Below are 19,114 nucleotides of genomic sequence, written 5' to 3'. Positions count from 1 at the left end.
GAGCGACAAGGGGGGGAGATCGAGGGTCAGAAAAATCAGATTTACCCTGATTTTTTAGAGAATTTTCCTTCAGATATCGGGATGAACCACTACAGACATTCCTGTCGAACAGGCTGTATCGACGCCTTCTTGAGCCACAACACGATCCCTGTAGCAGCTGGCGCAGCCTGCGTTCGAGCGCGTAGCGGTCGTAAAACCATCCTCTGCGGTTTACCTGAAGAAATGCGGTGAATGATTTTACGACTGCTGCGCCCGAGCGCGGACCGAGCCGAACGCAGGCTGCGCCAGCTGCTACAGGGATCGTGCGATGGCTTAAACCGGCGGACGAAAAAACGGCCCGCATCCATAAGGCTGCGAGCCGTTTTTATTCAGCGAAGGATTAGAGCATCAGCTCATCCGATCACTTGTTCAGGTGGAAATCTTTTTCCGCCGCAGCGAAACGCTGCAGCATACCGGCCGACGGCTCACCCATTTTGCTGACCAGCAAAATAGCGAGGCTGGCGAAGATGAAGCCCGGGATGATTTCGTACAGACCCAGCAGGTTGAAGTGCTTCCAGACGATCACGGTGAGCGCACCCACCACGATACCGGCCAGTGCGCCGTTACGGGTCATGCCTTTCCACAGTACCGAGATCAATACCACCGGACCAAACGCCGCACCGAAGCCGGCCCAAGCGTAGCTGACCAGACCCAGCACACGGTTTTCCGGGTTGGCAGCCAATGCGATGGCGATCAGTGCAACGGCCAGAACCATCGCGCGACCAACCCAGACCAGTTCAACCTGGGAAGCGTTTTTACGCAGGAAGGATTTGTAGAAGTCTTCGGTCAGGGCACTCGAGCACACCAGCAACTGGCAGCTCAGGGTGCTCATCACGGCAGCCAGAATGGCCGACAGCAGCACGCCGGCGATCCATGGGTTGAACAGGATCTTGGCCAGTTCGATGAACACGCGCTCATGGTTTTCACTTACCGGCATTGCCACGGCCGGGTTCGCCGAGAAGTAAGCGATACCAAAGAAGCCAACCGCCACGGTGCCGCCCAGGCACAGGATCATCCAGGTCATGGAGATGCGACGGGCGTTGGCAATCGACTTGACCGAATCCGCCGCCATGAAGCGCGCCAGGATGTGCGGCTGACCAAAGTAACCAAGGCCCCAACCCATCAGCGAAATGATGCCGATGAAGCTGGTGTTTTTCAGCATGTCGAAGTTGCCTGGATCTTGCGCTTCGATGGCCAGGAAGGTGGTGTCGATACCGCCGGTAGCCAGCAGCACGATGATCGGTGTCAGCAACAAAGCGAAGATCATCAACGTGGCTTGAACGGTGTCAGTCCAGCTCACCGCCAGGAAACCACCGACAAAGGTGTAGGCAATCGTCGCCGCAGCGCCGGCCCACAATGCAGTCTCGTAGGACATGCCGAAAGTGCTTTCAAACAGACGGGCACCGGCCACGATGCCGGAGGCGCAATAAATGGTGAAGAACACCAGGATCACCACAGCAGAGATGATCCGCAGCAAGCCGCTCTTGTCTTCAAAACGGCTGGAGAAGTAATCCGGCAGCGTCAGCGCATCGCCGTTGTGTTCAGTCTGCACGCGCAGCCGGCCGGCCACGAACAGCCAGTTCAGGTACGCACCGACGATCAGGCCGATGGCGATCCAGCTTTCCGACAGACCCGACATGTAGATGGCGCCCGGCAGGCCCATCAACAACCAGCCACTCATGTCGGAGGCACCCGCGGAAAGCGCAGTCACGACGCTGCCCAGGCTACGGCCACCCAGAATGTAGTCAGAAAGGTTGTTGGTGGAGCGATAGGCCATGAAGCCGATCAGCACCATTGCTGCGATGTAGATCACGAACGTGATCAAGGTTGGATTGCTTGCACTCATTGAGTTACGCCCTGGCTTTGTTTTTATGTAGCGGCGGTCTGCTGAACCGCCGCCAAACAATGACGTTTGAGAGACGATCAGGGCATCCGCGCATTTATGACTGATGTTTCCCCAGGAAAGCCATCAGCCGATGAACCGCATCAACAGCGGTTGCACCTTGGTGCGCGAATGCTATTCAACAAAGCAAATGAGGTGCAACCAGTTTTTGGGAATAAGTTGCACCTAATACAAAATTTCTTTTAAACAGCGGTTTTTGCTCCTTTTCGGAGCAAGAACCTTCGCTAACTGCTGCAAAAAGCACCAAGCAAGAGCGGAGGCCACGAACCAGAATTTATTTCCTGACAAGCTGCCGATTATTCCGACAAAAAAAGGGTTGCACCCGGTTGCACCTCTTTCGGCGCACGGCTAATCTTGCCGCCAGCTGATGCCACGCAGTCGTGGCAAACATGAGGATAAAAATATGGCTACCACCACCCTTGGGGTCAAACTCGATGACCCGACCCGCGAGCGCCTCAAAGCTGCCGCGACCTCGATTGATCGCACGCCGCATTGGCTGATCAAACAGGCGATTTTCAATTACCTGGAAAAACTCGAGGGTGGTGCAACCCTGACCGAGCTGAGCGGCTTGACCCGCTCCGAAGCCGATGAAGGCGCCGAGGTCCACGTCGATCACGCTCATCAGTGCTTCCTCGAATTCGCTGAAAGCATCCTTCCGCAATCGGTACTGCGCGCCTCGATCACCGCCGCCTACCGTCGTCCGGAGCCGGAAGTGGTGCCGATGCTGATCGAGCAGGCGCGCCTGCCAGCCCCAATGGCCGAGGCCACCAACAAGCTTGCCGCCTCGATTGCGGAAAAACTGCGCAATCAGAAGAGCGCCGGCGGCCGTGCAGGTATTGTTCAGGGCCTGTTGCAGGAATTTTCCCTGTCATCCCAGGAAGGCGTGGCGCTGATGTGCCTGGCCGAAGCGCTGCTGCGTATCCCGGACAAAGGCACTCGCGATGCACTGATCCGCGACAAGATCAGCACCGGCAACTGGCAGCCGCACCTGGGCAATAGCCCGTCGCTGTTCGTCAACGCCGCCACCTGGGGCCTGTTGCTGACCGGCAAACTGGTCGCCACCCACAACGAAGCCGGCCTGACTTCGTCCCTGAGCCGGATCATCGGCAAAAGCGGCGAGCCGATGATTCGCAAGGGCGTCGACATGGCCATGCGCCTGATGGGCGAGCAGTTCGTCACCGGCGAAACCATCGCCGAAGCCCTGGCCAACGCCAGCAAGTTCGAAGCCAAAGGCTTCCGCTATTCCTACGACATGCTCGGTGAAGCCGCACTGACCGAACATGACGCGCAGAAATACCTCGCGTCCTACGAGCAAGCCATCCACTCGATCGGCAAGGCTTCCCACGGTCGTGGCATTTATGAAGGCCCGGGCATCTCGATCAAGCTCTCGGCCCTGCACCCGCGTTACAGCCGCGCCCAGTACGAGCGCGTGATGGACGAGCTGTACCCGCGCTTGCTGTCGCTGACCCTGTTGGCCAAGCAATATGACATCGGCCTGAACATCGACGCCGAAGAAGCCGACCGCCTCGAGCTGTCGCTGGATCTGCTCGAGCGCCTGTGCTTCGAGCCGCAACTGACCGGCTGGAACGGCATTGGTTTCGTGATCCAGGCCTACCAGAAGCGTTGCCCGTATGTGATCGACTACGTGATCGACCTGGCTCGCCGCAGCCGTCATCGCCTGATGATTCGCCTGGTGAAAGGCGCCTACTGGGACAGCGAAATCAAACGCGCCCAAGTCGAAGGCCTGGAAGGCTATCCGGTCTATACCCGCAAGGTGTACACCGACGTTTCCTACATCGCCTGCGCACGCAAACTGCTCTCGGTGCCGGAAGTCATCTACCCGCAGTTCGCCACGCACAACGCCCACACCCTGTCGGCGATTTATCACATTGCCGGTCAGAACTATTACCCCGGCCAGTACGAGTTCCAGTGCCTGCACGGCATGGGCGAACCGCTGTACGAACAGGTTGTAGGCAAGGTTTCCGAAGGTAAGCTGAACCGTCCGTGCCGCGTGTACGCACCGGTCGGCACTCACGAAACACTGCTGGCGTACCTGGTACGTCGCCTGCTGGAAAACGGCGCGAACACTTCGTTCGTCAACCGTATCGCCGACCAATCGATCTCGATTCAGGAGCTGGTAGCCGATCCGGTGAGCAGCATCGAGCAGATGGCCACGCTGGAAGGCGGCTTCGGTCTGCCGCACCCGCGTATCCCGCTGCCGCGCGACCTCTATGGCAGCGAGCGCGCCAACTCCAGCGGCATCGACCTGGCCAACGAACATCGCCTGGCATCGCTGTCCTGCGCCCTGTTGGCCACCGCGCACAACAACTGGAAAGCCGCGCCGATGCTGGGCTGCGCCGCCAGCGCTGAAGCCCCGGTACCGGTGTTGAACCCATCGGACCTGCGCGATGTGGTCGGTCATGTGCAAGAAGCCACCGTCACCGACGCTGACAACGCCATCCAGTGCGCACTGAACGCTGCTCCGATCTGGCAGGCCACCCCGCCCGCCGAGCGCGCCGCAATTCTCGAACGTGCCGCCGATTTGATGGAAAGCGAGATTCAGCCGCTGATGGGCCTATTGGCTCGTGAAGCCGGCAAGACCTTCGCCAACGCCATTGCCGAAGTGCGTGAAGCCGTGGACTTCCTGCGTTACTACGCGGTGCAGGCACGCAACGATTTCACCAACGACGCCCACCGCCCATTGGGTCCGGTGGTGTGCATCAGCCCGTGGAACTTCCCGCTGGCGATTTTCAGCGGTCAAGTCGCCGCCGCACTGGCCGCCGGCAACCCGGTCCTGGCCAAGCCTGCGGAACAAACGCCGCTGGTGGCCGCTCAAGCCGTACGCATACTGCTCGAAGCCGGGATTCCGGAAGGCGTGCTGCAACTGCTGCCGGGCCGTGGCGAAACCGTCGGTGCCCGCCTGGTCGGCGACGACCGGGTCAAAGGCGTGATGTTCACGGGTTCTACCGAAGTTGCGCGCTTGCTGCAACGCAACGTCGCCGGTCGCCTGGATGCCCAGGGCCGTCCGATTCCGCTGATCGCCGAAACCGGTGGCCAGAACGCGATGATCGTCGACTCTTCGGCACTGACCGAACAAGTGGTCATTGACGTGGTGTCTTCGGCTTTCGACAGTGCCGGCCAACGCTGCTCGGCCCTGCGCGTACTGTGCTTGCAGGAAGATTCCGCCGACCGCGTGATCGAAATGCTCAAGGGCGCCATGGCTGAATGCCGCCTCGGCAACCCTGAGCGCCTGTCCGTGGACATTGGCCCGGTGATCGATGCCGAAGCCAAGGCCGGCATCGAGAAACACATCCAGGCCATGCGTGACAAAGGTCGCAACGTCTACCAGGTCGCCATCGCCGACATGGAAGAATGCAAGCGCGGCACGTTCGTCATGCCAACCCTGATCGAGCTGGAAAGCTTCGACGAGTTGCAACGGGAGATCTTCGGCCCGGTGCTGCACGTGGTGCGCTACAAGCGCAAAGACATCGATCAACTGATCGGGCAGATCAACGCTTCCGGCTACGGCCTGACACTGGGCGTGCACACCCGTATCGACGAAACCATCGCCAAGGTGATCGACAACGTCAACGCCGGTAACGTCTACGTCAACCGCAACATTGTTGGTGCCGTGGTCGGCGTGCAGCCGTTCGGTGGTGAAGGCCTGTCGGGTACTGGTCCGAAAGCCGGTGGTCCGTTGTACCTGTACCGCTTGCTGTCGACGCGTCCTACCGACGCAATCGAACAATCCTTCGCTCGCGGCGATACCCTGAGCGCGCCGGATGTGCGTCTGCGTGACGCCATGAGCAAACCGCTGACCGCCCTGAAAACCTGGGCCGACAGCCACAAGCTGACCGAACTGAGCGCGTTGTGCACGCAGTTCGCGACACAATCGCAAAGCGGCATTACCCGCACGCTGAACGGCCCGACAGGCGAGCGCAACAGCTACGCCATCCTGCCGCGTGAACACGTGCTGTGCCTGGCGGAAGTCGAAAGCGATCTGTTGAGTCAACTGGCTGCAGTACTGGCCGTAGGTGGCTCGGCGGTGTGGCCGGAAGGTGAACTGAGCAAAGCGTTGTTGGCTCGTCTGCCGAAAGACGTGCAAGCGCGCATCAAGCTGGTCGCCGACTGGAACAAGGACGAAGTGGTGTTCGATGCAGTCCTGCATCACGGCCACTCCGACCAGTTGCGTGCGGTCTGCCAGCAAGTGGCCAAGCGTGCCGGCGCGATCATTGGGGTTCAGGGCCTGTCGCAGGGCGAAACCAACATTGCGCTGGAACGCCTGGTGATCGAGCGTGCGCTGAGCGTCAACACCGCTGCAGCGGGTGGTAATGCCAGCTTGATGACTATCGGTTAAACCGCAATACGACCGGGTGCCTGCAATGGGCGCCCGGTTGATCTTTTGCCCCTCCATCACCCGCATCAATCATCCTGTTCAGCCCACCCTCCCCGCACCTAGACTCGGTCCATTCCAATATAGGTAGGCCGCCATGTCCGAGACGTTGCTCAGTTCCCGCAATCTGGCTTTCGAGCTGTATGAAGTCCTTGATGCCGAGGGCCTGACCCTGCGCGAGCGTTTCGCCGAGCACAATCGCGAGACGTTCGACGCCGCCATTGGTACGGCGCGCAGCCTTGCCGAGAAGTTCTTTGCCCCGCACAACCGCAAGGGTGACGAGCACGAACCGCGCTACGAAGACGGCAAGGCGATCCTGATTCCGGAAGTGAAACCTGCGGTGGATGCATTCCTCGAAGCCGGCTTTCTCAACGCCGCACGCAGCTTCGAGGCCGGCGGCATGCAGTTGCCGACGCTGCTGTCGCAAGCCTGCTTCGCGCACTTCCAGTCCGCCAACGCCGCGACGACCTCCTACCCGTTCCTGACCATGGGCGCGGCCAACCTGATTGAAAGCTTCGGTACCGATGAGCAGAAACGGCGCTTCCTGCAACCGATGATCGACGGCCGCTTCTTCGGCACCATGGCCCTGACCGAACCTCACGCCGGCTCCTCGCTGTCGGACATCCGCACTCGCGCCGAACCGGCCGCCGATGGCACATACCGACTCAAGGGCAACAAGATATTCATCTCCGGCGGCGACCACCCGCTGTCGGAAAACATCGTGCACATGGTGCTGGCCAAACTGCCGGATGCACCGGCCGGGGTGAAAGGCATTTCGCTGTTTATCGTGCCTAAATTCCTGGTCAACGATGACGGCAGCCTGGGCAAGCGCAACGACGTGCTGCTGGCCGGGCTGTTTCACAAGATGGGCTGGCGCGGCACCACCTCCACCGCGCTGAATTTCGGCGATAACGGCGAGTGTGTCGGCTACCTGGTGGGCAAGCCGCACCAAGGTCTGAGCTGCATGTTCCAGATGATGAACGAAGCGCGAATCGGCGTCGGCATGGGCGCGGTGATGCTCGGTTACGCCGGTTACCTGTACTCGCTGGAATATGCCCGCGAACGCCCGCAAGGTCGCCTGCCGGACAGCAAGGACCCGAACACTGCGCCGGTCTCGATCATTCAGCACGCCGACGTCAAACGCATGCTGCTGACCCAAAAGGCTTACGTCGAAGGCGCCTTCGACCTCGGTTTGTATGCCGCGCGACTGTTCGACGACACCACCACGCTGGAGACCGAAGCCGAGCGTAAACAGGCCCATGAATTGCTCGACCTGCTGACGCCGATCGTTAAATCCTGGCCATCGGAGTTCTGCCTGAAGGCCAACGAACTGGCGATCCAGATCCTCGGTGGCCACGGCTACACCCGCGAGTACCCGGTGGAACAGTACTACCGCGACAACCGCCTGAACCCGATTCATGAAGGGACTCACGGCATTCAGTCGCTGGACCTGCTGGGTCGCAAACTGGCGCAAAACGGCGGCGCCGGGCTCAAGCAATTGATCCAACTGATCGCCAATACCGCCAAACGCGCCCATGCGTACGAATCATTAACGCCACTGCGTGAGCCGCTGGAAAAACTGGTGGCACGCCTGCAAACCGTGACCATCGGCCTGCTGACGGATCTGGGCCAAGGCAAGGTCAACAGCAGTCTGGCGAACTCGGCGCTGTATCTGAAAGTTTTTGGCCACACGGTGATCGGCTGGCGCTGGCTGGAACAGGCGATCTGCGCAGAAGAAGGGTTGGCCAAGGGCAATGCGGCGGATGTCGGCTTCTATAAAGGCAAGCTGCAAGCGGCGCGGTATTTCCTGACGTGGGAAGTGCCGGCTTGCCATCATGAACTGGCGATTCTTGAGGCGCGGGATGATGTTTGCCTGAGCATGCAGGAAGAGTGGTTCTGATCCCTGACAGTAACTGAGCGGGTAGCCAACATCGTATGTCAGTACGTGCACACCTGTCATATATGACAGGTGTGCACGTTAAGGATGCAGGATAAGGTATTTTCGCGGGACATCCAGTTTGCCCGGCAAGTATGGACTCAAGGTCCACCTCTTACCTCTAAACGAGCGAATCACCATGAACAGCCAAACTTTCGAAGAGCGATCCATAAAACTTTCAGGGCTTATAACAAAGGATTACTGCATCCTCGCATCGATCTCAAATACGCCGTTGCGAAACGGAACTGTCTGGACGAATAAAAACTCAACTCTTTCCACAGTGATCACCAAAAACCATAACCGGCTTTCTGATGAAGAAACGCAGATAAGCATCACATCAACTCCCGACAATGCTGAATCCAGTGTAAAAACATCAGCGACGGCGATGTTCGAAGTCACTTCGGCGGACGACCACTATCTAGGCACCCACCGTGTCACTTACAAAGAGTTTACGTACACCGGGCCCAATCAATGGAATGCAACGGTTTATGGCACCCCATTACGCAAGGAAACGCCAGAAATAAAAATAGACCCTTATGTAAAGCTCACTGACAATCAATTTTTCTTGTCGGCCAGGGTCAACGATGCAGTGAAGGATCAAGGTAACGTACGAATCACTGAAAAGAGACACATAAAGGCAGACAACAACACTTACATCAATGAAATTATAACTCCGACCAAACGTTATAGAAACAATGTATCGATCACACAAGACGACATGTTCAGAACGCTGGCTGCAGACGATATCTACATTGATGAACAAGCAGCAGAATGGCGAGTTAAGGTAAAGTGGGTTTTTTACTTGCTGACAATGGGCGGGGTCGATTTTTATGGGCGGGAGATCTTGTTGATAAAGGTGTAGTTGCGGTCTTGCAGACGCGCTCTTATCGGCGCGTCTGCAAGACCGAAACGATCAGGTTCAACTCAACCGAAACCCACCCATCTGCCGCGCCAAATCATCCGCCAACCGCTGCAACGTCTGGCAATCCTCCCGACACGCCCTCACCTCACCCGCCGTAGCCCGCGCCAGATCGGAAATCCCCTGCACGTTGCGGTTGATCTCTTCAGTCACCGCCGACTGTTCTTCGGTGGCCGTCGCCACTTGATGGTTCATGTCGCTGATGCGCTCGACCTGCCCGGTAATCGCCGTCAACGACGCCCCGGTGCGCTGGCTCGACTCCACGCCGGTTCCGGTCGCCGCTTGCCCTGAGTGCATCGACGACACGGCATTCTCCGCACCCTGCTTGAGGCTGCCGATCATCTGCTGGATTTCATCGGTGGACGATTGCGTACGGCGTGCCAGTGTCCGCACTTCATCCGCCACCACTGCAAAGCCGCGGCCCATGTCTCCGGCCCGCGCGGCTTCAATGGCTGCGTTCAACGCCAGCAAGTTGGTCTGCTCGGAGATCCCGCGAATCACCGCCAGCACCTGATCAATGGACGCAACCTGCGTCGCCAGCTCGCCGACAGCACTGGCCGCAATACCGATTTCATCGGACATGCTTTCGATATGCCGAATGGAACCGCCGACCACTTCACGCGCCTGCAAGGCTTCATCGCGGGCGGTTTGTGAGGCGACCGCCGCGTTGCCGGCGTTCTGTGCAATTTCCTGCACGGTGAGGCCCATCTCGTGCACGGCAGTGGCGACCATGTCGGTCATTTCCTGCTGCCGACCGGAACGCTCGGCAGTGTTCTCCACCACTCGCGCAACCTGCCCGACAGCGGTGCGCAAACGCTCGCTGGTGGCCAGCACTTCGCCGATCATGTTGCGTTGATTTTCAAGGAACCGGTTGAAGCCGCGAGCCAGATCACCCAGCTCATCGGCACGACTGGAATCTAACCTGTGGGTCAAATCGCCACCACCGCTACCAATCGCTACCAGTGCCGCTGTTACCTGCCGGATCGGCCGCACCAGGCCACGAGCCAGCAACACCACCAATAACAGGCACACCAGTGCAACGCCCAGACCGATGGCACTGGTCAGCCACATCGCCTGTCGGGCCTCGGCGTAAATTTGCGATTGCGGCACTTCGGCCACCAGCGTCCAGCCCAGATCGCGTAATGGCAGGCTCAGGGCCAGGTAGTCTTCACCATCGCGCACAAAGCCGCTGCTGGTCGGGCCTTGATGGCCCATCACCGCTTGCGCCGCCGGGCCGCCGATCTGCTCGGCCAACTGGCGTTTGTTGCTGAACCCGGCCTCGGGATGAACCTGGATCAACCCATCGGAACGCACCAGATAGACCTTCCCGCGCTCGCCGAAGCTGAAGTTGTGAATCAGCTCCGAGAGTTCCTTCATGCTCAGGCCCAGCCCGGCAACACCCACGACTTTGCCGCCCTGCGAGACCTTGAGGTCAATGAACAAGGCCAATTCGCCGGTCGCCGTATCGTTGTCGATATTAAGGGTGCGCGGCTGGTTGCCGTCGAGGAAGGCGTAGAACCAGGCGTCTGCGGGATTGGATCGACTGAGGGTCCGATCAAGCCCTTTTTCGGTGAAGTAGTGGCCCGACGCAGTGCCAGCGATCAGCGCGGTAAAGGCTTTATGCTCGGCGCGGATACCTTCCAGGTAGCTGACGAAGCCGCTGGCCCGGTCGGCGTTTTCTCCTTCGGCCAACCACTCGCGCACCATGCTGTTGCTGGCGATGTCCTTGGCCGCGGTGAGCGGCTGGACCAGAATCCGCTCGATGTCGTTGCGCATCGCTTCGATGCTCGACGGCAGCGCTTGCTCGACCAGATAGCGCTGGGCAAGGCGGTTGACCACCAGGGTATAAATGCCGACCACGATCAGAATACTGACCAGCAGGGCGGTGCCCATACTCAGGATCAACTGCCATTGAATACTGCGTCGCCAGAACTGCATGAAGCACCCCCAAAGAGTAAGAGGCAAAACTACTGCAACAGCCGTGCCGATTGTATACAACTAAATCGACAATCTACTCTTTGGTTGTGCGCAAGCTGATCAAGCCTGATTGATCGTCTTCGAAATCACTTCAACCGTGGCGCTGACTTGCTCTTGGTAACGGTCGAGTTCCCGCTGATGACGTTTCTGCATTTCGAGCTGCTGCGAGCACAGGTTCATTGCCGTCAGCACCAGCAGTTTGTCCCCGATCAGGGTCGGGTATTTCTTTTTGGTCTCGGCCAGCACCGCTTTCAACATTAATGCGGCGTCCAGCAGGGTCTGCTCTTCCCCGGCCGGCGCCTTGATCGAATAGTCTTCCCCAAGAATCGAGACGACTTTTATCCCGTCGGCACCGTGTCTCATGCGTTCACAGGACCTGCGCTCACGCGCTCAACCAGCGCTTGAATGCGCGCAACGGTGGCGCCCTGCTTCTCTTCCTGTTCCATCAGGCTCAGTTGCAGGCTTTCGTTTTCATCCTTGGCCTGGGCCAGTTCTGCGCTCAGGGTTGCGTTCGTGCCGAGCAGCTCCTGGTTCTGTTGCACCAGGTCGCTGACCAGTTGTTCCAATTGGCTTAGGGATGCTTCCAACATTTTGATTTTCCGAGCATTTTCAAAGGGCGCGTACGATAAAGAAAAGTCACCACTGGCGCCAGGGTTATTCAGGCGTAAAGCCTTGATTTGCCTGGCGGCAACCTTGCTTGCGAGTTTTAAAGACTGCGTTTGTCCGCTCTGGTTCCTGACAGCTCGTCAGTGCGACCAATCTGCGGCAAAAGCGCACAGCGGCTCAAGACTTTAGTCGTATGACCGATAAGTCATACATACCTCGTCTCAGACTCGTGCCAATGCGCGCTTTACGGTGAACACCATGTCCCTTCGCAATATGAATATCGCCCCCAGGGCGTTCGCAGGTTTCACCCTGATTGGCGCACTGATGTTGATTCTGGGTGTGTTCGCCTTGAACCAGATGAGCAAGATTCGCGCTGCCGGCGAAGACATCGTTCAGAACAGCGTGCCGAGCATCAAGGCCCTGGACGAGTTCACTCAACTCGGCCTGCGCCAGCGCACTCTGGCCTATCGCCTGCTGGTCAACCGCGAACCGGATATCCAGCAAAAAACCATGGAGTTGCTCGACACCCGCAGCCAGCAGATCCGTGCGGCGCAGACCGCCTATGAAAAACTGATCAGCAGCCCTCTGGAACGCACGACCTACGACCAGTACGTGCAATTGATGGGTCAGTACCGCCAGATTGAGGACCGGATGAAGACGCTGTCGCGTAATAACCAACTCGACGAACTGCGCACGCTTCTGAATACCGAATTGCTGACCAACTCCGATGCGATTAACACCACTCTGAACCGCCTGGTGGAGATCAACAACGATCAAGCCGCCGACTTCAACCAGAAAGCCGCCGACCAATATTCCTCCGCCTTCAATCTGGTAGTGACCCTGCTGGTGATCGCCACGGGTTTGACCCTGCTGTTTGCCTGGCTGCTGACCAACAGCATCACGCAGCCCATCGCCAAGGCACTGAGCGCGGCTGAAGAAATCGCCGAGGGCAATCTGACCCGACCGATCATCGTCGACGGTAGCGACGAAGCTGGCCGCTTGTTGCAGGCCATGTTGAAGATGCAGGAAAAACTGCGCGACACCCTGCAGCGGATCTCGGGTTCGGCGACTCAGCTGGCCTCCGCCGCCGAAGAGCTGAACAGCGTCACCGACGAAAGCGCTCGTGGCCTGACTCAGCAGAACAACGAAATCGAGCAAGCCGCAACGGCCGTCAACGAAATGACCAGCGCCGTGGAAGAAGTTGCGCGCAACGCGGTGAGCACCTCCGAAGCCTCGAAAAACGCCACCACTTCTGCCGGTGACGGCCGTGACCTGGTGCAGGAAACCGTCAGTGCCATCGAACGCATGAGCGCCGATGTACAGAGCACTGCCACGCTGATCGGCGATCTGGCCAACGAGTCGCGTGACATCGGCAAGGTGCTGGACGTGATTCGCGGCCTGGCTGACCAGACCAACCTGCTGGCGCTGAACGCCGCCATCGAGGCTGCGCGTGCCGGTGAAGCCGGTCGCGGTTTTGCGGTGGTGGCCGACGAAGTTCGCGCCCTGGCGCATCGCACGCAGCAATCGACCAGCGAAATCGAACGCATGATCGGCAGCATCCAGAGCGGTACCGAACACGCCGTTGATTCGATGCGCAACAGCACCGAACGCGCTGAATCGACCCTGAACATCGCCCGTGGTGCCGGACTGTCGCTGGACACCATCAACAGCGCCATCGTCGAAATCAACGAGCGCAACCTGGTGATCGCCAGCGCCGCCGAAGAGCAGGCCCAAGTGGCCCGTGAAGTCGACCGCAACCTGGTGAACATCCGCGACCTGTCGGTGCAGTCGGCCACTGGCGCCAACCAGACCAGCGCCGCCAGCAACGAGCTGTCGCGCCTGGCGCTGGACCTGAACAATATGGTTGGGCGGTTTAGCCTTTAACGGTCACTGAATACCCTGTGGCGAGGGAGCTTGCTCCCGCTGGGGTGCGCAGCAGCCGTAAAATTGCTGATGAGTTTTTTCTGGAAGACCACAGCGTCTGTTTTCGGGCCGCTGCGCGCCCCAGCGGGAGCAAGCTCCCTCGCCACAATGATCGCACCCGACCCAAGGGGCTGTGGTTGAGCGCCGTCAAAAGCTTTTTGACAGCATCACATTTCAACAGGTTAGAATCGCTGGCACGCAGACTGCATGGTCAGTTTGCGCCCGCCTTTAGCTTTCTGGAGTACTGCCATTGAATGCGACGACCATCAACAGCCTGTTCTTGATCGGCGCGTTGCTGGTAGGTGCGAGCATTCTGGTGAGCTCACTTTCGTCCCGCCTCGGGATCCCGATTCTGGTAATCATCCTGGCCGTGGGCATGGCTGCCGGCGTCGACGGCGGCGGCATCATCTTCGATAACTACCCCACCGCTTATCTGGTCGGCAACCTCGCGCTGGCCGTGATCCTGCTCGACGGCGGGTTGCGCACCCGGGTCGCGAGTTTCCGCGTGGCATTGTGGCCGGCGTTGTCACTGGCCACGGTCGGGGTGCTGATCACCACCGTGCTGACCGGCATGGCCGCCGCCTGGTTGTTCAACCTGAACCTGATCCAGGGCCTGCTGATCGGTGCCATTGTCGGCTCCACCGACGCCGCGGCGGTGTTCTCGCTGCTGGGTGGCAAAGGCCTGAACGAGCGGGTGACCGCCAGCCTGGAAATCGAATCCGGCAGCAACGACCCGATGGCGGTGTTTCTCACCGTGACCCTGATCGACATGCTCGCCAGCGGCCAGACAGGTCTGCACTGGAGCCTGCTCGGGCACCTGGTCCGCGAGTTCGGTATCGGCGCGATCATCGGTCTGAGCGGTGGCTGGCTGATGCTGCAAATGGTCAATCGAATCCACCTGGCTGCCGGCCTGTACCCGATTCTGGTGATCGCTGGCGGTCTGGTGGTGTTCGCCCTGACCAACGCCTTGCACGGCAGTGGCTTTCTTGCGGTGTACCTGTGCGGCCTGGTGATCGGCAACCGTCCGGTGCGCAGCCGCCACGGCATTCTGCACATGCTCGACGGCATGGCCTGGCTGGCACAAATTGGTATGTTCCTGGTGCTGGGGCTGCTGGTGACACCTCACGACTTGTTGCCCATCGCCCTGCCCGCCCTCGGCCTGGCGCTGTGGATGATTCTGTTTGCGCGTCCGCTGTCGGTGCTGGTCGGCCTGCTGCCGTTCAAGGCTTTCCATGGGCGCGAAAAGGCCTTTATCTCCTGGGTTGGCCTGCGCGGTGCGGTACCGATCATTCTGGCGGTGTTCCCGTTGATGGCCGGGCTGCCGAATGCCCAGCTGTATTTCAACCTCGCGTTCTTCATCGTGCTGGTTTCGCTGCTGGTGCAGGGCACCAGCCTGCCGTGGGTCGCCAAGCTGCTGAAGGTGACTGTCCCGCCAGAACCCGCGCCAATCTCCCGGGCTGCTCTCGAAGTGCATGTCACCAGCGAGTGGGAGTTGTTCGTTTATCGCCTTGGCGCGGAGAAATGGTGCATCGGCGCCGCGCTTCGCGAGCTGAAAATGCCCGAAGGCACGCGTATCGCGGCGCTGTTTCGTGGCCAGCAACTGCTCCACCCGTCGGGTAGTACGGTACTCGAAGTCGGCGATTTGCTCTGCGTAATCGGCCATGAACACAACCTGCCGGCACTCGGAAAACTCTTCAGCCAGGCCCCCCAACGAGGTCTCGATTTGCGCTTCTTCGGCGACTTCGTTCTGGAAGGCGACGCCCAGCTGGGCGCGGTTTCAGCGCTGTACGGGCTGCAACTCGAAGGGGTCGATCCGGACATGCCGCTGGGTCGTTTCATCACCCAGAAAGTCGGCGGTGCCCCGGTGGTCGGCGACCAGGTGGAATGGAATAACACCATTTGGACTGTCGCAGTCATGGATGGGAACAAGATCGCCAAAGTGGGCGTCAGATTTCCCGAAGGAAGTCGCCCGGGCCCCGGATTGTTCCTCTAAACTCCTTTTTTCGTTACGTTTTCGATCGGTCTCTATGCCAACTTTGCGCACATTTTTAGCTATTGCCCTGCTAGGGCTGAGTCTCTCCGTCGGCACCCTGCAAGCGGCCGAACCACCGTCCGCCGAGTCTGTCCAGAAGAGCCTGGACAAGATCGCCGAGCGCAAGCTGCCCGAGGCCGATCAAAAAGCCCTGCAACTGGTGCTGCAACAGACGCTGACCCAGTTGTCCAACCGCGACGATTATGAAAAGCGTCTGGACAACCTCAAGCAGCAACTGAGCACGGCCCCCAAGCAGAACATCGAAAACCAGCGTGAGCTGGAGCGCCTCAAGGCCAGCAAAGCCGTACCGGTCGAGCAACGTTACGCCAACCTGTCGGTGCCACAACTCGAGCAGATGCTGACTGAACGCAGCACCCAGCAAAGCGATCTGCAAAAAGCCCTGGCCGATGCCAACAGCCTGATCATCACCGCCCAGACCCGCCCCGAGCGCGCCCAGGCCGAGATCAGCACCAGCCAGACACGCATCCTGCAAATCAACAGCATCCTCAAGCTGGGCAGAGACAACGGCAAAGCCCTGACGAATGAACAACGCGACACCCTCAACGCCGAGCTGGCAGCGTTGAATGCGCTGATCCCGCTGCGTCGTCAGGAACTGGCTGGCAACAGTCAACTGCAGGACCTGGGCAGCAGCCAACATGACTTGCTGCTGGAAAAAACCGCACGGATGGAGCGGGAGATCCAGGACCTGCAAACCCTGATCAACCAAAAGCGCCTGGCCCAGTCTCAACAGACGGTGACCCAGCAATCGATCGAAGCGCAAAAGGCTGGCGGCAGCAATCTGCTGGCCACCGAAAGCGCCGCCAATCTCAAGCTCTCCGACTACCTGCTCAAAAGCACCGACCGTCTCAACGAACTGACCCAGCAGAACCTGCAGACCAAGCAACAACTCGACAGCGTGACCCAAAGCGACGCCGCGCTGGACGAGCAGATCAGCGTGCTCAAGGGCAGTCTGTTGCTGTCCAAGATCCTCTACAAACAAAAGCAGGCCTTGCCCCGCCTCAAGCTTGATCGGGACCTGGCCAATGACATCGCCGACATTCGCCTGTACCAGTTCGAGGTCAATCAACAACGCGAACTGATCAGCACGCCCGGCGCCTATGTGGATAACTTGCTGGCGAGCCAGCCACCCGATCAGGTCACCCCGCAACTGCGCAAGAACCTGTTGGACCTGGCTGTCACCCGCGCCGACCTGCTGGAGCGCCTGAGCCGCGAACTGAGTGCGCTGCTCAACGAATCCATCACCCTGCAACTGAACCAGAAACAGTTGCTCACTACCGCTCAGAACCTGCGCGCGACCCTCGACGAACAGATGTTCTGGATTCCCAGCAACAAGCCGCTGGATTTCGAATGGATGCGCGGCGTGCCGGACCGCCTGGAGAAACAGGTCGTCACTCTGCCGTGGGCTTCGAGCCTGAGCGAGCTGGCCGACGGCCTGACCCAGCGACCACTGCTGTTTCTGCCGCTGGTGCTGCTGATCGGCTTCCTGGTCTGGCGGCGCAAGTACCTCTATGCGCGACTGAACAAGGTGCACCAGGACATCGGTCACTTCAAACGTGACAGTCAATGGCACACACCACAGGCGATCCTGATCAACGTGCTGCTGGCAATGCCGGTGTCACTGGCCCTGGCGCTGTGCGGTTTCGCCTTGCAGATCGACGCCCGCGGGCAAAACGCCAACCTCGGCGCCGCCCTGTTGCAAATTGCCCAGGCGTGGCTGCTGTTCTATACCGCGTACCGGATACTTGCGCCGGGTGGCGTGGCAGAACTGCACTTTCGCTGGGAAAGACCGCAGGTGGAATTCCTCCGCGGCTGGATCCGTCGTCTTGGCCTGGTCGTACTGGCGCTGGTCGCCGTGGTGGCGGTGGCCGAATTACAACCGGCGGCCCTGACGGACGACGTAATCGGCATCGCCGTGGTGCTGACCTGCTACGCCTTGATGGCCTGGCTGCTCAGCCGCCTGCTGATCAACAGTCCGACCCATAACAGCGCCTCCCTGTTTCGCAAAGCTGTCGGCGTTCTATTCACTGTGCTGCCGATCGCCTTGTTTATCGCCGTGTGCTTTGGCTACTTCTACACCGCACTGAAACTCAGCGACCGGTTGATCAACACCCTGTACCTGCTGATGTTCTGGCTGATCATCGAAGCCACCTTTGTGCGCGGTCTGGCCGTCGCGGCGCGGCGCCTGGCCTACCAGCGCGCCCTGACCAAACGCCAGGCCGCCAAAGAAGCCGGCGACGGTGAAGCGGTCGTCGAAGAACCGACACTGGACATCGAGAAAGTCAACGAACAGTCGCTGCGCCTGATCCGCCTGGCCTTGCTCGGCGGCTTCATCGCTGCATTGTATTGGGTCTGGAAAGACCTGATCTCGGTGTTCTCGTACCTCGACAACATCACGTTGTACGAATACACCAGCGGTGTCGGCGCCAACATGAGCATGGTGCCGATCAGCATCGGCGACATGCTCGGGGCGTTGATCATCATCGGTATTACCGTAGCCCTGGCGCGAAACCTGCCGGGGTTGCTCGAGGTGCTGGTGCTGTCCAAGCTCGATCTGGCCCAGGGCAGTGCCTACGCCACGACCACCCTGCTGACCTATGTGATTGCCGGTGTGGGTTTCGTTTCCACCCTGTCGACCCTCGGCGTGAGCTGGGACAAACTGCAATGGCTGGTGGCCGCACTCTCGGTCGGCCTGGGTTTCGGTATGCAGGAGATTTTCGCCAACTTCATCTCCGGGATCATGATCCTGTTCGAACGCCCGGTGCGGATCGGCGACACGATCACCATCGGCAACCTGTCGGGCACGGTGAGCAAAATTCGCATCCGCGCCACCACCATCACCGACTTCGACCGCAAGGACATCATTGTCCCGAACAAGACGTTCATCACCGGGCAACTGATCAACTGGTCGCTGACCGACACCGTGACCCGGGTCACCCTCAAGCTGGGCGTCGGCTACGATTCGGATCTGGAGCTGGTACGTACCCTGCTGCTCAGAGCGGCCATGGAAAACCCGCGCGTGCTGAAGGACCCTGCGCCCTCGGTGTACTTCCTGAACTTTGGTGAAAGCACCCTGGATCACGAGCTGCGTATTCACGTGCGCGACCTCGGCGACCGTAACCCGGCACTCGATGAAATCAACCGGTTCATCAACAGCGAGTTCAAGAAGCACGACATCAACATCGCTTTCCGTCAGGTAGATATCCACCTGAAAAACCTGACAGGCCAGGAACAGCTGTTGCTGACCAGCGATGCAGTCAAACCCGCCAAGGCTCCAAATACAGGCAAGACCCCACCCGAGCCGCCATCGGTACAACTCGACTGACTGGACGCCACGCGCCATTCCCCAGCAGAATGCTCGGACATTC

10 protein-coding genes and 2 pseudogenes are annotated in these 19,114 nt (G+C 59.5%); 7 read left to right on the top strand and 5 right to left on the bottom strand.

The features are described from left to right. Positions 1-400 precede the first annotated feature (400 nt). Positions 401-1,885, bottom strand: a complete 1,485-nt coding sequence (gene putP / locus AC1RJ3_RS00960) for a sodium/proline symporter PutP (protein WP_103320384.1) — start codon at positions 1,883-1,885, stop codon at positions 401-403. Between the two features lie 460 nt (positions 1,886-2,345). Between putP and putA the strand changes: the two genes are divergently transcribed. The 3 genes from putA (at position 2,346) to AC1RJ3_RS00945 (ending at position 9,133) form a co-directional block, all read left to right on the top strand. Continuing rightward, a complete protein-coding gene (putA, locus tag AC1RJ3_RS00955; RefSeq protein ID WP_493077010.1) occupies positions 2,346-6,299 on the top strand; it encodes a trifunctional transcriptional regulator/proline dehydrogenase/L-glutamate gamma-semialdehyde dehydrogenase in 3,954 nt (1,317 codons plus the stop codon). Between the two features lie 133 nt (positions 6,300-6,432). After that, positions 6,433-8,235 carry an acyl-CoA dehydrogenase gene (locus AC1RJ3_RS00950; protein WP_493077008.1) on the top strand — a complete coding sequence of 601 codons (1,803 nt, stop codon included), beginning with the start codon at positions 6,433-6,435 and terminating at the stop codon, positions 8,233-8,235. Positions 8,236-8,410: 175 nt separating this feature from the next. Beyond that, positions 8,411-9,133, top strand: a complete 723-nt coding sequence (locus tag AC1RJ3_RS00945) for a hypothetical protein (protein ID WP_493077006.1) — start codon at positions 8,411-8,413, stop codon at positions 9,131-9,133. A gap of 57 nt (positions 9,134-9,190) precedes the next feature. Here the strand turns inward: AC1RJ3_RS00945 and AC1RJ3_RS00940 are convergent, their stop codons facing one another. From AC1RJ3_RS00940 to AC1RJ3_RS00925, 4 genes and pseudogenes are all read right to left on the bottom strand, one after another. Continuing rightward, complete coding sequence (locus AC1RJ3_RS00940; RefSeq protein ID WP_437128449.1) at positions 9,191-9,922, bottom strand: methyl-accepting chemotaxis protein; 732 nt, start codon at positions 9,920-9,922, stop codon at positions 9,191-9,193. A 135-nt stretch (positions 9,923-10,057) separates the two neighbouring features. Continuing rightward, positions 10,058-11,083, bottom strand: a pseudogene (locus AC1RJ3_RS00935) (HAMP domain-containing protein); the annotation flags it as partial. Positions 11,084-11,227: 144 nt separating this feature from the next. After that, entirely contained in the window at positions 11,228-11,530 is a 303-nt protein-coding gene (locus AC1RJ3_RS00930) for a cell division protein ZapA (protein ID WP_054595286.1), read from the bottom strand. Further along, positions 11,527-11,757, bottom strand: a complete 231-nt coding sequence (locus AC1RJ3_RS00925; protein WP_019691434.1) for a hypothetical protein — start codon at positions 11,755-11,757, stop codon at positions 11,527-11,529. Before AC1RJ3_RS00925 ends, AC1RJ3_RS00930 begins: the two co-directional genes overlap by 4 nt. A gap of 274 nt (positions 11,758-12,031) precedes the next feature. Between AC1RJ3_RS00925 and AC1RJ3_RS00920 the strand changes: the two are divergent. The 4 genes and pseudogenes from AC1RJ3_RS00920 to mscK form a co-directional block, all read left to right on the top strand. Continuing rightward, positions 12,032-12,754 (top strand): annotated as a pseudogene (locus tag AC1RJ3_RS00920) (MCP four helix bundle domain-containing protein); the annotation flags it as partial. Positions 12,755-12,784: 30 nt separating this feature from the next. Beyond that, on the top strand, positions 12,785-13,657 hold the full coding sequence (locus AC1RJ3_RS00915) for a methyl-accepting chemotaxis protein (RefSeq protein ID WP_371917727.1): 873 nt from the start codon (positions 12,785-12,787) through the stop codon (positions 13,655-13,657). Between the two features lie 289 nt (positions 13,658-13,946). Continuing rightward, positions 13,947-15,689 carry a potassium/proton antiporter gene (locus AC1RJ3_RS00910; protein ID WP_103317206.1) on the top strand — a complete coding sequence of 581 codons (1,743 nt, stop codon included), beginning with the start codon at positions 13,947-13,949 and terminating at the stop codon, positions 15,687-15,689. Positions 15,690-15,723: 34 nt separating this feature from the next. Next, positions 15,724-19,071 carry a mechanosensitive channel MscK gene (mscK, locus tag AC1RJ3_RS00905; RefSeq protein ID WP_347928704.1) on the top strand — a complete coding sequence of 1,116 codons (3,348 nt, stop codon included), beginning with the start codon at positions 15,724-15,726 and terminating at the stop codon, positions 19,069-19,071. The last annotated feature ends 43 nt before the right edge of the window (positions 19,072-19,114 follow it).

It is taken from the genome of Pseudomonas sp. GW822-FHT04C11, from assembly GCF_058800905.1.
This window is presented reverse-complemented; position numbering and strand designations above follow the sequence as displayed.